The 17,380-nt window shown below is 63.5% G+C and carries 18 protein-coding genes and 1 riboswitch; of the genes, 9 read left to right on the top strand and 9 right to left on the bottom strand.

Features of this window, described 5'->3' with window-relative positions; translation table 11 throughout:
• Positions 1-16: 16 nt before the first annotated feature.
• Positions 17-328: a hypothetical protein gene (locus A5759_RS04055; RefSeq protein ID WP_068194279.1), complete on the top strand. Its 312-nt coding sequence runs from the start codon at positions 17-19 to the stop codon at positions 326-328.
• Between the two features lie 86 nt (positions 329-414).
• Positions 415-2,034: a peptide chain release factor 3 gene (locus A5759_RS04050; RefSeq protein ID WP_068194124.1), complete on the top strand. Its 1,620-nt coding sequence runs from the start codon at positions 415-417 to the stop codon at positions 2,032-2,034.
• A 30-nt stretch (positions 2,035-2,064) separates the two neighbouring features.
• Here A5759_RS04050 and A5759_RS04045 read toward each other — a convergent pair whose 3' ends face one another.
• The 6 genes from A5759_RS04045 to A5759_RS04020 all read right to left on the bottom strand — a co-directional run bounded on the left by A5759_RS04045 (position 2,065) and on the right by A5759_RS04020 (position 5,475).
• Positions 2,065-2,475, bottom strand: coding sequence for a type II toxin-antitoxin system VapC family toxin (locus tag A5759_RS04045; protein WP_156616805.1), 411 nt, complete (start codon positions 2,473-2,475; stop codon positions 2,065-2,067).
• Positions 2,472-2,729 carry a type II toxin-antitoxin system Phd/YefM family antitoxin gene (locus A5759_RS04040; RefSeq protein ID WP_064418051.1) on the bottom strand — a complete coding sequence of 86 codons (258 nt, stop codon included), beginning with the start codon at positions 2,727-2,729 and terminating at the stop codon, positions 2,472-2,474. Before A5759_RS04040 ends, A5759_RS04045 begins: the two co-directional genes overlap by 4 nt.
• Positions 2,730-2,883: 154 nt before the next feature.
• Entirely contained in the window at positions 2,884-4,035 is a 1,152-nt protein-coding gene (locus A5759_RS04035; RefSeq protein ID WP_068194119.1) for a serine hydrolase, read from the bottom strand.
• Between the two features lie 80 nt (positions 4,036-4,115).
• Positions 4,116-4,499 carry a type II toxin-antitoxin system death-on-curing family toxin gene (locus tag A5759_RS04030; protein ID WP_068194116.1) on the bottom strand — a complete coding sequence of 128 codons (384 nt, stop codon included), beginning with the start codon at positions 4,497-4,499 and terminating at the stop codon, positions 4,116-4,118.
• Positions 4,496-4,693, bottom strand: a complete 198-nt coding sequence (locus A5759_RS04025; RefSeq protein WP_068194113.1) for an antitoxin Phd — start codon at positions 4,691-4,693, stop codon at positions 4,496-4,498. The genes A5759_RS04030 and A5759_RS04025 overlap by 4 nt, the downstream gene beginning before the upstream one ends.
• A gap of 83 nt (positions 4,694-4,776) precedes the next feature.
• Positions 4,777-5,475: a DsbA family protein gene (locus A5759_RS04020; protein WP_068194109.1), complete on the bottom strand. Its 699-nt coding sequence runs from the start codon at positions 5,473-5,475 to the stop codon at positions 4,777-4,779.
• 179 nt (positions 5,476-5,654) lie between these two features.
• On the opposite strand from A5759_RS04020, the gene A5759_RS04015 reads away from it, so the two are divergent.
• The 3 genes from A5759_RS04015 (at position 5,655) to A5759_RS04005 (ending at position 8,026) form a co-directional block, all read left to right on the top strand.
• A complete protein-coding gene (locus A5759_RS04015) occupies positions 5,655-5,939 on the top strand; it encodes a WXG100 family type VII secretion target (RefSeq protein WP_068194105.1) in 285 nt (94 codons plus the stop codon).
• Between the two features lie 132 nt (positions 5,940-6,071).
• The gene (locus A5759_RS04010; protein WP_231984537.1) at positions 6,072-7,292 is read left to right on the top strand and encodes a hypothetical protein; all 1,221 of its coding nucleotides are present in this window, start codon (positions 6,072-6,074) and stop codon (positions 7,290-7,292) included.
• A 17-nt stretch (positions 7,293-7,309) separates the two neighbouring features.
• Positions 7,310-8,026, top strand: coding sequence for a hypothetical protein (locus A5759_RS04005; protein ID WP_156616804.1), 717 nt, complete (start codon positions 7,310-7,312; stop codon positions 8,024-8,026).
• Between the two features lie 130 nt (positions 8,027-8,156).
• On the opposite strand, the gene A5759_RS04000 is transcribed toward A5759_RS04005, so the two are convergent.
• Positions 8,157-8,702 (bottom strand): TetR/AcrR family transcriptional regulator, encoded by a 546-nt coding sequence (locus tag A5759_RS04000; protein WP_068194096.1) that lies wholly within the window; start codon positions 8,700-8,702, stop codon positions 8,157-8,159.
• A 105-nt stretch (positions 8,703-8,807) separates the two neighbouring features.
• On the opposite strand from A5759_RS04000, the gene A5759_RS03995 reads away from it, so the two are divergent.
• Positions 8,808-9,185: a hypothetical protein gene (locus A5759_RS03995; RefSeq protein ID WP_068194093.1), complete on the top strand. Its 378-nt coding sequence runs from the start codon at positions 8,808-8,810 to the stop codon at positions 9,183-9,185.
• A 44-nt stretch (positions 9,186-9,229) separates the two neighbouring features.
• Here A5759_RS03995 and A5759_RS03990 read toward each other — a convergent pair whose 3' ends face one another.
• Together A5759_RS03990 and A5759_RS03985 are read right to left on the bottom strand one after the other, a co-directional pair.
• The gene (locus A5759_RS03990) at positions 9,230-10,552 is read right to left on the bottom strand and encodes a hypothetical protein (RefSeq protein WP_156616803.1); all 1,323 of its coding nucleotides are present in this window, start codon (positions 10,550-10,552) and stop codon (positions 9,230-9,232) included.
• 471 nt (positions 10,553-11,023) lie between these two features.
• Positions 11,024-11,135: riboswitch (SAM riboswitch) on the bottom strand.
• A gap of 126 nt (positions 11,136-11,261) precedes the next feature.
• Positions 11,262-11,942, bottom strand: a complete 681-nt coding sequence (locus tag A5759_RS03985) for an NUDIX domain-containing protein (protein ID WP_068194086.1) — start codon at positions 11,940-11,942, stop codon at positions 11,262-11,264.
• A 75-nt stretch (positions 11,943-12,017) separates the two neighbouring features.
• On the opposite strand from A5759_RS03985, the gene A5759_RS03980 reads away from it, so the two are divergent.
• The 3 genes from A5759_RS03980 (at position 12,018) to A5759_RS03970 (ending at position 17,375) form a co-directional block, all read left to right on the top strand.
• Positions 12,018-13,487 carry an ADP-ribosylglycohydrolase family protein gene (locus A5759_RS03980; protein WP_068194083.1) on the top strand — a complete coding sequence of 490 codons (1,470 nt, stop codon included), beginning with the start codon at positions 12,018-12,020 and terminating at the stop codon, positions 13,485-13,487.
• Positions 13,488-13,796: 309 nt separating this feature from the next.
• Positions 13,797-15,059, top strand: a complete 1,263-nt coding sequence (locus A5759_RS03975) for a hypothetical protein (protein WP_068194080.1) — start codon at positions 13,797-13,799, stop codon at positions 15,057-15,059.
• Positions 15,060-15,551: 492 nt separating this feature from the next.
• Positions 15,552-17,375 carry a DUF262 domain-containing protein gene (locus tag A5759_RS03970; RefSeq protein ID WP_068194077.1) on the top strand — a complete coding sequence of 608 codons (1,824 nt, stop codon included), beginning with the start codon at positions 15,552-15,554 and terminating at the stop codon, positions 17,373-17,375.
• Positions 17,376-17,380: the final 5 nt, after the last annotated feature.

Below are 17,380 nucleotides of genomic sequence, written 5' to 3'. Positions count from 1 at the left end.
CGGTAGGCTCGCGAGCGTGGAGCCCGACAACCTCGAAGCCCGCGTGGAGGCGCTGGAAACCCAAGTCCGTGGGCTTGCGCAGCGGGTACAGGTCAGTGAGCAGGACGCCGCAGCCGCCCGTGTCCTCGCCGGCGCGGCCGACCGCGACGTCACCGAATTCCACAACGAGCTTCGCGACTTTCGTCGGGCCACTGCCTCCGGCTTCAACGCCTTGCGCGACGACATGACAGATTTGCGTAGCGAAATGCGCGGAAAGCTCGATGTCGCGGCCGCAGGCCAAAAGCACATCGTTGCCCTGCTGGAAAGGCTCATCGCCGATCAGGGCTGAAACTCGGCGAGCCGGCCAACATGGCGTTTGCCGTGCAGCGTCCGATTACTGGTTTGCACCGTCGAGCCAATACCATCGCTACCGCTATGACCGACACTGCTCTGACGGCTGCGCCGAGCCCCGATGCCTCCCCACCTGGCCGTATCTCCGCCGAGGCGGGCCGGCGCAGGACCTTCGCCGTCATCAGCCACCCCGACGCCGGCAAGTCCACGCTGACCGAGGCGCTGGCGCTGCACGCCCGGGTCATCACCGAAGCGGGTGCGGTGCACGGCAAAGCGGGCCGTCGCGCGACGGTGTCGGACTGGATGGAGATGGAGAAGGCCAGGGGCATCTCGATCACGTCGACGGTGCTGCAGTTCCCCTACCGCGACTGCGTCATCAACCTGCTCGATACCCCCGGCCACGCCGACTTCTCCGAAGACACCTACCGGGTGCTGACGGCCGTCGACTGCGCGGTGATGCTCATCGACGCCGCCAAAGGCCTTGAGCCGCAAACACTGAAGCTGTTCCAGGTGTGTAAGCACCGCGGCATCCCGATCATCACGGTCATCAACAAGTGGGACCGCCCCGGCAGGCACGCCCTCGAGCTCGTCGACGAGATCCAAACCCGCATCGGGTTGCGTCCCACACCCCTGACCTGGCCGGTCGGTATAGCCGGCGACTTCAAGGGCGTGCTGGATCGCCGCGGCGGCCAGTTCATCCGGTTCACCCGCACCGCGGGCGGTGCGACCGCTGCGCCCGAGGAACACATCGCAGCCGACGACGCGCACGCGGCCGCCGGCGACGACTGGGACACCGCGGTCGAGGAGTCCGAGCTGCTGAGCGCCGACGGCGGCGACTACGACCGCGAGGAGTTCCTCGCTGGGACCGCCTCGCCGACGCTGTTCACCTCGGCGGCGTTGAACTTCGGGGTGAACCAACTCCTCGATGTGCTGGTCGAACTCGCGCCGTCGCCGAGCGGAGCGGTCGATGTCAACGGGACTCATCGTGCAGTCGAATCACCTTTCAGCGCTTTTGTTTTCAAGGTGCAGGCCGGCATGGACTCCGCGCACCGCGACCGCATCGCCTACGCGCGCGTCGTCTCGGGAACATTCGAGCGCGGCGACGTGCTCACACACGCCGCCACCGGCAAGCCGTTCGTCACCAAGTACGCGCAGTCGGTGTTCGGCCAGCAGCGCGCCACGCTCGACGATGCCTGGCCCGGCGATGTGATCGGGTTGGCCAACGCCGCCGCACTGCGACCCGGCGACACGCTGTATCGCGATGTGCCCGTGCAGTTCCCGCCGATCCCGAGCTTCTCCCCCGAGCACTTCGCGGTCGCGCGCGGCACCGATCCGAGCAAGCACAAGCAGTTCCGGCGCGGTATCGAGCAGCTCGAGCAGGAGGGCGTGGTGCAGGTGCTGCGCTCGGACAAGCGCGGCGAGCAGGCGCCGGTGTTCGCGGCAGTGGGCCCGATGCAGTTCGAGGTGGCCGTGCACCGGATGGCCGCCGAGTTCAGCACGCCGATCGCGTTGGAGCCGCTGCCGTATCAGGTGGCGCGCGTCGTCGACCCTGCCGATGCGGAGTTCATGGACAAGCAGGTCTCGGCCGAAGTGCTCACCCGCAGTGACGGAGTCATGCTGGTGTTGTTCTCCACCCCGTGGCGGCTGGAGGGTTTTCAGCGAGACAACCCCGACGTCAAGCTCGGGTCCTTGGTGGCGGCATAGGGAGTCGGAGGGTCGCCTACGGGCTAGGGGTCAGACGCGGATTATCACGAGGCCGGCGATGCCCTCGAGGGCATCAAAGTCGCTGTCCTGCGTGACGACCGGCAAGTGCTTGGCAGCTGCGATGGCAGCGATCCATAGATCATTGACTCGGACGCGTCGCCCCGCCTCGGCCAAGCGGACACGTAGCAGCGCCCAAAGTTGGGCCGCCTCCTCGTCGACCGGCAACGCGGTCATATCAGCGATCGCATCCAACGTTCGGAGGCGACGCGCCCGGATCTCAGAGGTCTTCGCCGCGAGCACGCCTGCATTCAGTTCGGCTAGTGTCACGACAGTCGTGGCGAGTTCATCCGGAATCAGCGACGTCTTCAGTTGACGCCCGCTCTCGTCGGCGATGAAGACCGAGGTGTCGAGGATGCCGGCCGGCGTCCGATCTGTTGTCACAACTCGTCGAGTTCGTCGGTCGTTTCGCCGGCGAGCTCCGCGAGGTCGTCACGCAAACCGGGGTCCGCCTGGCTGGCCTCGAGCCGTTTGACCAACTCTGTCTTTGATATCCAACGTCGACGCATCGGCTGCACTGCGGCGATCACCGCGACGGCTCGCCCGTTCACCGTGATGGTCACCTCCTCGCCCCCCTGGACTCGACGAAGCACGCCTGCTGTGTCGTTTCGCAGTTCGCGGGACGCAACCGTGGACATGCTACGACCGTAGCACGGATGTAGCACATCGTCCGCCGCGTAATTTCGGTGCGCTGAACGGGTCACTCCGGCCGGAGTTATGCCGCTGAGCGGTCGTAACGGCCTTCGGGCACCCGGTTGTTTAGCAGCCGCTTGGGAGTTGGCCCGTCGCTGTTCATGAGACCGCTGCACCGAGCTCGGCGTAGACCGCGGCTTCGAAGCCCAGGATCGTCTTGACCATCGTGTCGTCGAAGAACGGGAGCAACTGCGTGGCGATGACAGCGCCGACCCCTGCCGCGCGGTCGATCCAGAAGAAGCTGTTGAACAGACCCGACCAGTCGGCGGAGCCGGCGCTGCGCATGCCCGGCAGGTCGACGAAGTACAAGTGGAATCCGAGGCCCCATCCCTGCGGTACGTCGAGCAGCTCGACGGGGTTGGACAGCTCGGGGACGGTCGGCTCCATCTTCTTCGGCAGCGGCGCCCCGTCGAGATGGTCCTGCAGTGCGAGCTGCACCGTCTCTTCCTTGAGGATGCGCGCACCGTCGAGCTCGCCGCCGTTGAGCCAGGCGCGCACGAAGCGGCCGTAATCGGCGATCGTCCCGTAGGACCCGTGGCCCGCGGCGTCCCACTCCGGTTCGGCCGGCAGGTCGAGCTCGGTCTCCAGAAGGCTGCCGTCCGGCGCGCGGAAACGGACAGGCAGCAATCGCGCGCGCTGCTCGTCGCTGGGAGCAAAGGTCGAATCCTGCATCCCGAGCGGACCGTAGACGTGCTCGGCCAGGTAGTCGGCCAGGGTCTGGCCGCTGACTGCCTCGACGACCAGACCGAGCCAGTCGGTGCTCACGCCGTACTCCCAGACCGTGCCCGGATCGTTGACCAGCGGGACGCGCAGGCCCTGCTTAATTCCGTCGAGCGGGGTGGGGAGGCCTTGCTCGGTGCAGTAGGTGAAGAGCTTGTCGTTGAGGAAGTGGTAGCCGCAGCCTGCTGTGTGGTTCATCAGCTGGCGGATGGTCGCCTGCGCCTTGGGTGCGCGCAGGACCGGCTCGCGGCCGTCGAAGCTGTCGAGCACCTGGAGTTCTCCGAACTCGGGCAGGATCGAGGCGACGGGCGCGTCGAGCTGAATACGATCTTGTTCGATGAGCTGTAGCGCCGCGGTGGTGGCGACGGCCTTGGTCATGGAAGCGTTGCGGAACATGCTGTCTGGCTTGGCATCTCCGGCTGCACCCTGGTACAGGACACCGTCGCGGCCAACCACGGTGGCGGCGACGCCGTGCAGTGACCCATCGGCGGTCACACCGTTCAGCAGGTCATCGATGCGCTCGAACCCCATCTCAAGCTCCTTTGCTTTGGGATATGCGAGCCATCATTGCACGCGGCTCGGGGTATCACGACGGAGCTCAACTGCCGCAGTCACTCCGAGGAAAAGGCTCGCAGCTCCGGTGCGAGTTCTGAAAGCTGCGAATCCCCCTCGGTCACAACCGAATTTATGAAGTTCTCCGCATCGTCGACGTCGACGTCAGGGTCCAACTCGACGCCATTGAGGTACAGGAACGTCCATGCAGCGGCCCATGCCGTGCGCTTGTTGCCATCGACCAGCGCATGGTTGCGCACGAGGAACTGCAGCAGCGCCGCCGCCTTGGTGAAGAGGTCGGGATACGCATCAACGCCGAAGGCGGTGGCTTGGGGTCGGGCCACCGCCGCGTCGAGCAGACCGTAGTCGGCGACCCTGAACTCCACTCCTACGCCCGCAGCACCGGCGACGAGAACATCGTCGCGGTCGAGGTATTCGGTCACGCCAGACGGCGATTGAGCTCTGCGCTGCGTTCGGCGACGATCCGCGCGCCTTCACGCACGCGGCGCTTGTGATCGCTCGCGGCATCAAGGGCGGCACGGTGCACGAACGCGCGCAGCGACAGCTCGCCCGCCGACGCCGCGGTACGTAGCTGCTCCATCTCCTCGTCACTGAAGTTGACGTTCAATGCAGGCATCGGCCGAAGGTACCAGCATCAGTACCGAGTTTGGTACCAAAATTGTCTTCGCCCTGCGTGACGAGCTGGAATCGGGCACCGGCTCAACGCGGCGGATCGAAAGTGACGACCTCGCCGCGGTTGATCGAGACCCAGTCCCGAGCCTCGAGGTAGGGGCGGAAGGTCTCGGTGATCGCCTGCTGATCGGCGGGTGTCTTGGGGCGTTGCAGTTCGTAGAGGTGCGGGAACTCCGTCCAGGCGACGACGGCGTCCCACAGCCGCAGCGCCGCCTCGCCGACCGGCGGGTCGATGAGTACGGGCCCGAACAGGCACTGCCCGTCGGGGAAGAACAGGGTCGGCACGCCGTAGCCGCCTGCATCGACGACGCGCTGGTGGTCGGCCATCACTTCGTCGTTGGTGGTCGGGTCGGCGATGGCTTGGTCGACGAGTCCGGGGTTGAAGCCGAGCTCCTCCAAAAGTGCTCGGGCGACGGCCTTTTCGTGCGGCTTATGGCCTTCGACGTGCAGGGCCCGCGCTGCTCGTTCGTACCAGGCGTCGATGTCGGCCATCGACTGTCGGCGCAGCAGCGCACCGATACGCATCATCGACCAGCCGTAAGACCACTCCCGCTCCCACGGGTGCTTCTTGCCGTCCTGACGGTTGATCTCCTCGAGGCTGAAGAAGCGCCAGTTCACCTCGAGGCCAGTCAGGTCGCGGACCTCGCGGATCCATCGCGACGTCTGATACGCGAAAGGGCACATGACGTCAAAGTGGAAGTCAACGGCGACAGGGCGATTGGTCACATCGGAACCTCAGAATCGGTGCAGTGCCAGTTGAGCGTCATCCTGCCAGTTGATCGGGCCGGAGTCGATGGCCGACCATCACCAATCCGGAACGAAAATTGCCGCGCGGCCGCGACCCACAGCGGCGTTAGGGTTGATTCGCGACGCTCGGCGACGTTCAAGCCATCAAAGGGGGACTCTTGCTTGTCGATCCGGAAGTACTTCGCGCCTTTGCAGGAGAGGTAAGTACAGCGTCTGAGGCCATCAACGGCGCCGGCGTGGGCTCGCACGCGATGACATCAGCCGACGGTCTTGCCGGGTCCACTACACAGTGGGCAATGCGCCTCGTGGGCGAGCACTTGACGAAGAAGGCAGATGCGATCGCCAAGAATGTCGAGGACATGGGGGGCGCGGTTCGTGGCGCAGGAGACCGATACGAGGTGACCGACAGCTCCCTTGCGGGGACGTTCGACGGGCTCTTTTGATCCGTGCTGCCCTCACGCCCCCGCTTACAAGGGTGGGATCCCGATTCACTGAATCCCGCCGCGTCGGCTCTAGCGACGGCGGGTCAATCCGTTTACACATCGGTGCGCGATCTTGACGATGGAATCGACCGGATGTCAGCGGAGCAGACATGGTCGGGTCAGGCGCATGACGCGGCTACGGCGATGTTTCGCCGCGCCACCGATACGACTTCCGAGTTCGCTCATTACACCGAAGCGGTCGCGACAGCGCTGAGTAAGGGCAGCGGATCGATTGGAGGTGCCCGGGCAGCCTTGCTGGATCACGCGGAAGCAGTAGATGCCGGTGAGCTCCAAGTCACGGATATGTGGGTGGTGCTCATCAAGCCTGCCCGCGTCTCGGGCGAGAAGGCAGCCAGCCTATTGGCACAGGCACAAGCAGAGCAGAAGGAGATCAACCGCCTTCTGACCGCAGTCGGCGACGCGGACAACGCGACCGCAGAGTCGGTGCAGGCTGCTGCTCAGAATCTCGGTTTCACTCTGCCCGGGCCGAATGACTTTCCACTTCTGAATCCTGCAACGGGAGCCGCCCGACCCGCTGACGAAGTCCCGGATCCAATGACGCTCAACGGGCTCATCCAACAGGGAGTCGTTCGAGACAACGATATGGCGCAGACGGTTCGTGAGAGCCGCGAGTGGGTGACAGAAGACGGCCAGGTGCGAAAGACGCTAACGATGATGGACGGTAGCCGGCACGAGATATATGAGTGGAACGATTTCGCCCCGTGCGTCGAGGACACCTACTACGACAAGCACGGCAACGAAGTGTCCAGCACGTTCTCACAGGACAAGACGAACTACGACGGCACGAAGTACACATCCATTAGGTTCGCCGACGGCACCGAAGTCACGATGACGCAAACCGCGGATGGCAAGACCACGGGAGGCGTGACGGCGGCCGACGGTCGCCATGGCGTCCTACCCGACGAATTCTTCACCCACCCGACGCTCACGACTGTTGGAGGCGCACTCACCGGCCTAGAAGAACAAGCCAAGCGCGGAATCCCCATGCTTTCACCGCAGTCCGTCGAAAACCTCGGGAAGGCGGCCAAGTACGGCGGACCGACGCTGGGTATAGCCACAGCTCTTTACGACACGGTGACGGCGAAGACGTTTCATGACGGCTGTGTGGCTGCGATCTCCGGCGGGGCAGGGGTTGGTGGGGGCTATGCGGGTGGCACCTTGGCCGCGGCCGGAGCCTCGGCTTTCGGCGCTCCGCAATTGGCACCGGGCGCCGCCGCGATCGGAAGCATCGCCGGCACTTGGACGTTCGGCTATGTTGGCGGAATCATCGGCAATATCGTGTGTCCCAAATGAAGGTTCTCCCCATCGCGTTGCTCTGCACGCTGTTCTTCGGGCCGCTGGGCATTCTGGCGCTGGTTTGGATGATTATCTGCATCGGGCGCGGCGACTTCCTGACGGCGGTGGTGTCGCTGGGGTTCGCGATGTTCTTCCTGGGTTTCATCGTCCCGTTCGCACGGGTCGTCCCGGGGAAGCTCGTCCCGAGGGGCGATTTCGACGACGAGGGGACGACCATCCGGCCGGATCGAGGCGTCGACATACCTCTCCAGGTCGCACTCATCGGATCAACGGTGGCTTGTGGTTTGTTCGCGATATTCGGACCGCTCGGGATGGTTGATATCCCGGTGCCCGAGCACACGCGCATGTACTTTCCCCTCGCCAGCGCTCTCGCTGCGATCGTAGGCGCGCCAATTCTGTGGCGAATGCTGCGCCGCGGCGGCGTGCATTATCTGCGCTTGACGCCCAACGGATTCACGTTCGTGCAAGGGCCGCGACCGCACGACGGTGACTGGGGGCAGGTCGTAGACGTCACTGATGCCTCACCGAAACAGTTCGCACCGACACCCAACTCGGTAGTTGTAGTGATGTCCGACGACGAGGTGTATACATTGGCAGCGGCCTCGTTCACGCCGGAGGGGCGAGCTCTGCGCGAGCTGGTCCGGTTCTATTGGCAGAATCCGGATCGCCGCGACGAACTGACCGATGGCCGGGCGCTGAAGCGCCTCGCGGAAAGCTCGCGGCGGCACTGAGCTTGAGCAGTCTCACCGTCACACGGTCGGCGGTGTACGGATCCCCAGCCAACTGGGCGTGACTCAGCGATTCACTTCTCGATAGCGCTTGGGGCGGGGCCATCAGGCCACGACGACGCAGCGACGGGGCTCACGCCCGCACGGTCGGCCAGAAGAGGTCGAACAATCGCGCTTCCCAGTCTTTGGCGACGCGGCCGGTGCGTGCGCGCTCGGCGATGATCGTTCCGACCACGGCGTCGATGAGGGCGGCGTCGTTGATGTCGGCGCGAAACGATCCGTCGGCCTTAGCCGCGTCGATCACCGATTCCAGTTCGGTCCGCTGCTTGGCGAGGATGCGTCGGAAGAGCTTGGTGAAGTCGGGGTCCTCGTCGGTCAGCATGGCAGCGAGGCCGCCGAAGCCGATGCCGACGTCGATGGCCTTGACCGCTTCTCCGATGAGCCAGCGCAGCCGGTCCGGCGCTGGGGCATGCGCACCGAGAGGTTCAGGAGAGGTCACCCGCGACAGCGCGGCGGAGAGCATGTCGCGACGGTCGCGGTGACGGCGGTAGATGGTGGTCTTCGCGATCCCCGAACGGGCCGCCACCGCCTCGACAGTCACTGACCTGGGCCCTCCAGTGCGCAGGAGCGCCAGGGTGGCGTCCGTGATGGCGTCATCGACGTCGCTTCGCTGTGCCATCGCACCTCCTATGACCGGGAATATCCCCGGCCCAGAAAACGCTACACTAGACGTAGCGCTACGCTACGCGTATCGTTGTACCCGAGCTTACGAGAGGTGGTAGCTATGTTGAAGGCATTAGGACGGATCCCGCCGACGTTGGTTGCGTACATCTGTCTGCTGTTGAGTTTCGCGGCATTGGGAACGTTCGTGTACGCGCTGGCCGCCCAGAATGCGGTGGCCGGAATCATCGGAGCCAGCCTGGTCGTCTTGATGGTGACAGCGGTGATGGGCTTCCGCGTTGGCGCTCGAAAGCGCGCAGAGTCCAACGACAGTGGGATCGAGATCCCCAGCGAGAACATCTGGGCGCGACCGCTGCGCCGCGAGCAGATCGACCACTATCTGTCGACGTACCGCGGTGTGCGTGACAATCACGGGCAGTTGCTGGACGCCGCCACAGAGGTGCCCGCCGAGGCGAGGGAGATGGAGCGCCAAGCCGCGTGACGCCCGGCTTGCGCCTCACCGGTGCTGGCATACCGAGCAGATCCTCAAGGCGTGACCCAGCAGTGAAGCAGCGGCACGCCCTCCCAAGCGCCACCGCGGGCGACCGCGACGACGGCATGGGGCCGGTCGAAGGTGACCTCTACGCGGTGGATGGTGCGCTCGACGAGCTGCGGGGCGCCTGTCGCCATCGCGAGGGCTGTGACGGCGGCGGCCTCGAACCCGTTCTCGTTGTAGGCGGCCGTGGCCGCCTGCACGCATTCCAGTGACCCGTCGAGATTGGGAACCGCCTCTCGCAGTGACGCGACGAGCTCCGCAACGCCGGGGGCGGCGGTGAGTGCGCTTTTCGCGGAGGCGTTCCAACGCGGGAGATGGCTGCGCCAGAGGTAGTCGCCGTCGTCGGGCGCATCCCACTCGATAAAAGTCTCGGTTGTTTCGCGAACGGTCCAAGAGTGACCGCTGGCGGGGACCCCACCGGGTAATTCACCGTGCCACAGTGCGCCCTCATTGAGCTTGGCGACGACCTCGTCGACAGCCCGCCACACATCGGTCGGCGGAACTTCAGGTGCAGCAATGACACTGACGATGTCGACACCGTCCTCGCTGAACGGTTTGGCGACGGCGACGAGTCCCGCGGCACTGGTGTCGACGATGGTCTGCAGCCCCCCGTCGAGGACGAGGAACCCGTTATCGTCGGTGCCCAGTTCTGTGGTCCACCGCGGCTGGAGAACCAGCGCGGTAGCCAGGACGAGCGCGGTCAACGGGTCCACCTGTAGCGGGAACTGCTCGATGAGGCCGCGGGTGTGCTCAGATGCCCAATGGTCGAGCCCTTCCTGATCGGGCAGCTCGTCGAGCGTGACAGGCGGCGTCGCCGTCGCCGGGGAGCGCGACCACGCGCCGAGCGCTGCGGCGACGGTCGGGTGCGGCGCGTCGAGCAGGTCGGCGGCCAGCGCGGCGGCTTCATCGCAAGACACGCCGAGCACCTCGGGCAGTCGCGCGCGGTGTGCACCGGTCGCGACCGGCGCGAAGCGGGCGACCAACAGCCACAACCCAAGATAGGAGATGGCCGACGTCTGCGCCGTGCCCAGCGCCTGCCGCGCCGACGCCGCGTACGCGGTGACGAGGCGAGCGGCGACGCCCGGCTGGGTCGCCGTCGTCCATGCGGAATCGCCGCCTCGGCCAATGATTTTGCGCTGACCGCAGGTCACACACTCGGTACTCCAGTCACCCGGCATCAGGCAGCACCCGGCCAGCGCAAGATCCGGCCGGCGCTCCGCCTCTTCGAACAATTCGTGGGTCGGCATGCCGTGAACCTTGTGGTGCAGCGCGGTCGATCCGCATCGGCCGCAGGCAGGGCTCAAGTTCGTCATGGCGAGCAAAGTACCTTGACGCCCCGACAAGCCGATCGCAGAACAACCGAGTACGCAGTTATTGCGTAGGCATCGCGGTGGTGGCGCAACGCCTACGTCCTCGCGCGGACCCGCTACGGCCAGGACACCGGAACCGCACCACCGCCATGCGGGTGTTCGCCCGCGTCGCCACCACAGCGGCGGCACAGTCCATTGATGACATAAGCGGGCGGGTGCGGGCAGCGATCCGGCGAGGTGCATTCGCACACCACCGGGTACTGCTTGTACCGGGTGGCGTAGCCGCACCGATCGCACGGGCGGCGCATATGGGGAATGGAACCGACCTGGTACGGCATCACAACGTTCTTCCCTCGACAGGCCAAGTCCGTAACCAATAGCCGTCGTGGTTCATGCAGCCAGGACGACCGTCGCGGTCGTCTCGTCGTTCAGTGGTCGCGGTCATTGCCCGTCCTCGTTCGGGCCTCCACTCAGGAGGCGCTCTTACCGGCACCGATTGGCGTCGGCCGCTTCGTCATCCGAGCCACCCACGAGCGTGGGGTTGGCGTGCCGTCCAGTCGGAGCTTGGCGACGGCATCTCGTGAAGCTGCGGCCACTATACCTCGGCCGGTCGATAAGCTCGGTAAACCGATTGCGTTGACGTACCGCAACGAACCGGTCTGCATGGGCGCTCAAGAGGTCTGGGTTGCGGCACCGTCCGCGTGGAGTACCTTCAGGACCCGCGGCGACGCTTCGACTCAGTCTCACGACGCCGAAACAACTCTGCAGGACGACCCCTCGTACCAACCGTGGTACTGCCTGTGGGGACGAGGTGCGATTCCATTGCCCGACGAAAGGTGTCGCGCTGAAGGGTGTATCCCAGTACAGCCTCGTGTGCGATGCGTAACTGGCGGAGCGTGAACTCCTCGTCGAGCAGACCGTCCGGGTCCGGCCTGTCGGCATAGCGTGAACGTACGTCCTCCACCGCGCGCTCGATGATTTCGTCGTGGTCGAAAGCCAAACGACCGGTCTTGGACACCGGAACGATTCGTGTCGTAGCCGGAAAGCGCGAATCGAGTCGACCTGTCTGCACCACGTCCACGTGAGCGACTGATAGCACCCATCCGCGGTCGTCCCGCTTCGGGTCATCGAAGACATGCAGCTGTCTCGGGCGCAGGCCGCGCACGTTGGCCTTATCGCGCAGCGAGCGGTCGACGGCGTCGGTCAGCGTCTCTCCCTCATGCAGGAAAGTTCCCGGAAGTGCCCAACCCGACTTGCTTCCGCGACGCACCTGAAGGACGGCCAACCCGTGCTTGGGATCGAGCGTCAACACGGCGGTGTCGACGGCGACCGAGGGCCGCGGGTAGTCCTCGAGGGTTCTCCCGCTGCTATCTCGGAATACGTTCCGGCTCATGTCGGTCACTCAGAGTACAGTGTTGTCATTAGCGCATAATTGCGCAAAAGTATCTGCTTGGGAGGAGGCGGACGAATGACTTCATTCAATGATCGTGTCGAGGGTGTGCTTCTCGCGACTGCGGCAGGAGACGCACTGGGGGCGCCGTACGAGTTCAAACCACCGCGAGGGCCTGACCTCGAGGTGGAGATGGTCGGCGGAGGCGGGTGGCGTCCGGGTGAATGGACCGACGACACGTCGATGGCGATCGCGATCGCCGAGGTGGCCGCGACGGGCGCCGACTTGCGTGACGAAACCGCCCAGGATGCGATCGTGCGGCGTTGGCTCGGTTGGTCCAGGTCCGCCAAAGACATTGGCATTCAGACCAGTTCGGTGTTGAGGGCAGCAGCGCGCGATGGTGTTATCACTGCGGCCAGCGCCCGCGCGGAGTCAGAGAAATATCACCGTCGCAGCGGGCGGTCGGCCGGCAACGGGTCGCTGATGCGGACCGCGCCGGTAGCGCTGGCATATCTCGACGATGAGGGCGCGATGGTGGAGGCGGCACGCACCGTCAGCGAGCTCACGCACTTCGATCCCGATGCGGGCGACGCGTGTGCGTTGTGGGTCTGCGCGATCAGGCACACCGTTCTGACAGGAAAACTCGACGTTCGGGTCGGTTTGCGGCATTTGAACGCGCGTCGGCGCGAGCTGTGGGCGAAACGTCTGGATGAAGCGGAAGCAGCTCCCCCAGCAGCGTTTCCGAACAACGGCTGGGTGGTGACCGCCCTGCAGGCGGCATGGTCGGCGATCTCGACAACGCCTGTGCTCGAGGATGATCCGGTCAACGGTGTGTTCCGTGCGGACTACCTTCGGTTGGCACTGGATGCCGCCGTCCGAGCGGGATACGACACCGATACGGTCGCGGCGATTGCCGGCGGTCTATTGGGGGCGGCTTGCGGCGCATCGGCGGTGCCCGCGGCGTGGCGCGTGCAGCTGCACGGGTGGCCGGGGATCACCGCGCACGGCCTTGTGTCGCTGGCGTCAGCGATCGGGCGCAAGGGCGAGCCGGACGAGTTCGACTTCTCCTATCCGAACTCTTCGGTCGACACCTGCGTTCGGCATCCGTACGACGACGGCGTTCTCCTCGGCGGCGTCGGTGTGCTTCGGCGACTTCCGGCCGAGGTCGACGCGGTCGTCTCAATGTGCCGACTGGCGGACGAGGATATGCGCGCCGACATGCCGCATCTCGAAGTGCGGCTGATCGATCGGCCCGAGCGCGACGAGAATCCTCACCTGGACTTCGTCCTGCTCGACACCGTGCGCGTCATTGAGCAGTTCCGGCGCGAGGGACGCACGGTGTTGGTGCACTGCGTCGGGGCGTACAGCCGGACGCCGACGATGGGCGCCCTGTACGGGGCGAGGTTGCGTGGGATCAGCGGTGACGAAGCGTTGCGCGATGTACTGCAAGTGCTGCCGAATGCCCACCCGAATACCGCTTTCCGATCGGCTCTGCGTCGGCTCCAGACGCAGCAGGCCGCCGATGGACAGCGGGAGCGAAGCTCATGACGTTCGGACGACTCGAGTTCCTGAATTGGTCGCCTTGGCGCGCTTTCACAGTACTTTCTCTGACGGGTTTCCGAACTTTCGTCCAGCTTCTGCACTACACATAAACTATTTCTGCACATAAACTATTTCTGTCGCAATTGACGGGTCGCCACGTCGCGCACCCCGCCACAATCAAAACGGCGCTGTATTCGCCTTAAGCCGATTCTCGGGGGCATCCCGCCGCATCGAATCGACCGTTTGCCCCACCCTTGCTCGACCGTCACTAGGTCTGCCTACACTCAAAAGAGCAGCCTAGATAGGGGGAAGTACGTGACTAACGAGGAAGGCAGCCGGCTTCCGGCCCGACCAGACGACGGCGAGATCGAGATCGCGGTCCAACCGGAGGGCCTGCTCGTCGGAGGAGACCCTGAGGCGGTCAAAGCCTACCTGGAACGTCTGCGCGTCGCTGCTGGCAAGACGATGCGAGTCGTAGATATCGACAAGTCGTCTATCAGCAATGCGGCCGGATTGCTTGCAGGGGCCGCAGCCTTCTTGGCGGACTCGGGTAAGTTCGTGCAGCTTCATCCCGAAAGCCTCACCGCTCTGAAGACCGGCAACTGGATTCCGGGGACGGACGGCTTCTACCGGATGATGACGCGCGGCAACGACGGACTGTTTCTGCAGCAACTCCAGTGGGCGCCCGCGCAAATCGCTCCGCCTCAGATGATGGCCGTCCAATTGGTGGCAACACAGATTGCGCTGAAGACCGCCATTGCAGAGGTCGAGCAGGCGATACGCCGGGTCGAAGGCAAAGTGGAGTCTGTGCTTCAACTCGCCGATGCGTCGCGGGCAGGAGACGTACTCGGCAACCACCTCTCGATCCGACGTGCGGTCGAATTCCTCGAGAAGCACGACGTGCTCCCCAACGCGGACTGGGATGCTCTCGCAAGCCTGGGGCCGGCACTCAACGTCGCGGTCGAACAACTGCGGAACCACGCGACGCGGCTGCTGGAATCGTTCGATTCTGAGCTTCCTGTGCAAGATCGAGCAGAGAAACTTCGCTGTGCCGTCGAGGACAACCGGCTCGGAGAGACGCTCAGCCTCTTGGTGGTAGCGGAGGAATCGCTGTACCAGTGGCAACGCCTACGGCTAGCGCGAGTCGAGGCTACTCAACCTGAACACTTGCAACGAGTGGTCGACGACACACGTGACCTGCTGACGCTACAACTTGCCGAGGATGGCAAGTTGTATCGCAGCGCGGAGGAGCTGCTTGATGACTTTGCGAAGCCCGACGCAATCGAGGGATTCCGCTTCTTTTCGGTTCGGGAACTGGTCAAACAGCGAGCGAACCTTCGCGATGAACTCGATCGATTTGCAGAGGCGCGGCGCCATCAGGTGGAAGAGTGGGAAGCCGTCGAAACGCCCGGCGTATTGGACGCTGCCGCGGCTGTCGTCGATGCAATTTCCGAATCCGCTCTCAAGGCCGTCGGCGCTGCAGGCCAGGGAATGGTCCGATTTGGCGAGTACCTGACGGAGAAAGGCCGCACGGAAAAGTCCGAACTTCAAAAGCCGGTTTCCGACGAATCTTCTTAGCTCGGAAGCCCCAAACAAATGACGAGCCTCGCGGCAAAAGAAGGGATTGTGAATGGCACGCATCCGGTCACTGAAACGCGACACGCAACCTGCCCGACCACCCCGAACTGAGGTCGACTGCCTCTATACCACCGTCCGGACGGATCGAGGAGACAAGTTACTCCGGCTAGCGACGCTCGGATCAGATCACCGCAAATGGGAACCGAAACCAAGTCAAATCATCGAAGTAGACGAGACGATCGCGAAGCAGCTAATCGAAGTGATTTTCGACGTGTACCCCGGCATACGGGGACCAGAAACCAACTAGTCCACTCCGGCGGAAGCGAAAACACCAAGCACGCACACGCTGCGCAGTTTGCGACGTCGAGGGAGAGACTACGACCAAAGGTTTGTGCAGGCCAAGGGGGCCAAAGCGGCGGAGGCTCGTGCCACACGAAAGCTTGTACAGCCCTAGTGATGACCGCGAGCGTTAGGAACTGATGGGGGAGATTAGTGAAGGAAATTCTCGGCAAAGCCAAGACCGTCCGAGAACTACTCAAGGGCGTGAAGTACTCAATCGATTACTACCAGCGTGAGTACAAGTGGCATGACAAGCAGATTCGCGAACTCGTTGATGACCTAACGGGGAAGTTTCTCGAGGAGTACGACCCGACCCACTCACGTAGCCGAGTAGCTGGATACCCCCACTACTTCCTCGGATCGATCATCGTCAGCAGCAAGGGCAGTGGCAATTTCGTCGTTGACGGGCAACAGCGTCTGACCAGTTTGACGCTGCTGCTCGTTTTGATGCGTTCGTTACAAGCTGACCGCGACGATGCCGTGAATGTGGACGAACTGATCGTCTCTGAAAAGTACGGCCAGAAATCGTTCAATCTCGATGTCGACGAACGCATCCCGTGCTTGGAGGCTCTCTTCAATGGGGAGTCGTTCGATGTCAGCGGCCGCTCAGAATCTGTTCAGAACCTCTACCGCCGCTACATCGATCTCAGCGAGGCATTCCCAGAGGAACTGCGCGGCCACGCGCTTCCATACTTCGTTGACTGGCTTCTTGAAAACGTCCACCTTGTGGAAATCACCGCGTATTCCGACGAGGATGCGTACACGATCTTCGAGACGATGAATGATCGCGGCCTATCCTTGACGCCCACCGACATGCTCAAGGGCTACCTACTCGCCAACATCGATGAAGCCAAGCGCGAAGGAGTTAACAATCGCTGGCGTGACCGTATTCTCGCGCTCAATGCTGCCGGTAAGGAAGTAGAACCCGACTTCTTCAAAGCCTGGTTACGAAGCCAATATTCGACCAAGATCCGAGAACGACGCAAGGGCGCCAAGCAGGAGGACTTCGACAGAATCGCCACCGAGTACCACCGCTGGCTGCGTGACGCCAGCGAGTCGATCGGCCTCAAGACTGACGCGGACTACTACCGGTTCGTAGATACGGACTTCGACTTCTACAGCCGCCACTATTTGACTCTGATAGATGCGTCTCACGGGTTAGTCGAAGGACTGGAGCGAGTTCATTACAACGCGCAGCAAGGTTTCACCTTGCAATTCATGTTGCTGCTAGCGCCGTTAGCACCCGACGACCACGATGACATCGCCCGTCAAAAGGTTCGCCTCGTCGCTCATTACGTCGACATCATGCTGGCGCGCCGAATCTGGAACTTCCGCAGCATCGCGTACTCGACAATGCAGTACGCCATGTTTCTGGTGATGCGAGACATACGACGTCTTGACCCCGTTCCGCTCTCTGAGAAGCTCCATGCCCTACTCGCTCAAGAAACTGAAACCTTCTCTAACAATGAACGATTGCGCGTCCACCAACAGAACCGCTACGCCCTACACCGCATTCTCGCTCGATTGACCGACTACGTAGAGACTCAGTCTGGGCAGCAGTCGCGCTACAACGAATTCGTGCGAGAGGGCGTCAACCGGTACGAAATTGAGCACATATGGGCCGACCATCCAAGACGCCACAGCGACGAGTTCAACCATCAGGCCGACTTCGATGAGTACCGTAATCGAATCGGCGGTCTTCTACTTCTGCCCAAGAAGTTCAACGCGAGTTATGGCGACTTGCCTTACGAGAAGAAGCTGCCTCACTACAACACCCAGAACCTCCTCGCCCGCTCGCTGCATCCGCAGGCATACGACCACAATCCGGGGTTCCTGCAGTTTGTCCAGCGATCGGGCCTGAAGTTTCGCGCGCATGAAGAGTTCAAGAAGGCGGACCTAGATGAGCGCGGTGAGCTGTATCGCGAACTCGCGCAGCGGGTGTGGAATCCCGATGATCTGTTGCCGAACGCCGAATAGCAGGT

Source organism: Mycobacterium sp. 852014-52144_SCH5372336 (genome assembly GCF_001665615.1).
In the GTDB taxonomy this organism is placed as follows: domain Bacteria; phylum Actinomycetota; class Actinomycetes; order Mycobacteriales; family Mycobacteriaceae; genus Mycobacterium; species Mycobacterium neumannii_A.
Note: the sequence above shows the minus strand (reverse complement) of the source record. Positions and strands in the feature narration are given on the sequence as shown.

Coding starts and splice junctions, on each gene's coding strand:
- A5759_RS04040 (WP_064418051.1), bottom strand. CDS start 2,729: ATGTCCACGGTTGCGTCCCGCGAACTGCGAAACGACACAGCAGGCGTG.
- A5759_RS03985 (WP_068194086.1), bottom strand. CDS start 11,942: ATGAGCCGGAACGTATTCCGAGATAGCAGCGGGAGAACCCTCGAGGAC.
- A5759_RS03990 (WP_156616803.1), bottom strand. CDS start 10,552: ATGACGAACTTGAGCCCTGCCTGCGGCCGATGCGGATCGACCGCGCTG.
- A5759_RS04025 (WP_068194113.1), bottom strand. CDS start 4,693: ATGCCTGCATTGAACGTCAACTTCAGTGACGAGGAGATGGAGCAGCTA.
- A5759_RS04050 (WP_068194124.1), top strand. CDS start 415: ATGACCGACACTGCTCTGACGGCTGCGCCGAGCCCCGATGCCTCCCCA.
- A5759_RS04035 (WP_068194119.1), bottom strand. CDS start 4,035: ATGGGGTTCGAGCGCATCGATGACCTGCTGAACGGTGTGACCGCCGAT.
- A5759_RS04010 (WP_231984537.1), top strand. CDS start 6,072: ATGTCAGCGGAGCAGACATGGTCGGGTCAGGCGCATGACGCGGCTACG.
- A5759_RS03995 (WP_068194093.1), top strand. CDS start 8,808: ATGTTGAAGGCATTAGGACGGATCCCGCCGACGTTGGTTGCGTACATC.
- A5759_RS04000 (WP_068194096.1), bottom strand. CDS start 8,702: ATGGCACAGCGAAGCGACGTCGATGACGCCATCACGGACGCCACCCTG.
- A5759_RS03980 (WP_068194083.1), top strand. CDS start 12,018: ATGACTTCATTCAATGATCGTGTCGAGGGTGTGCTTCTCGCGACTGCG.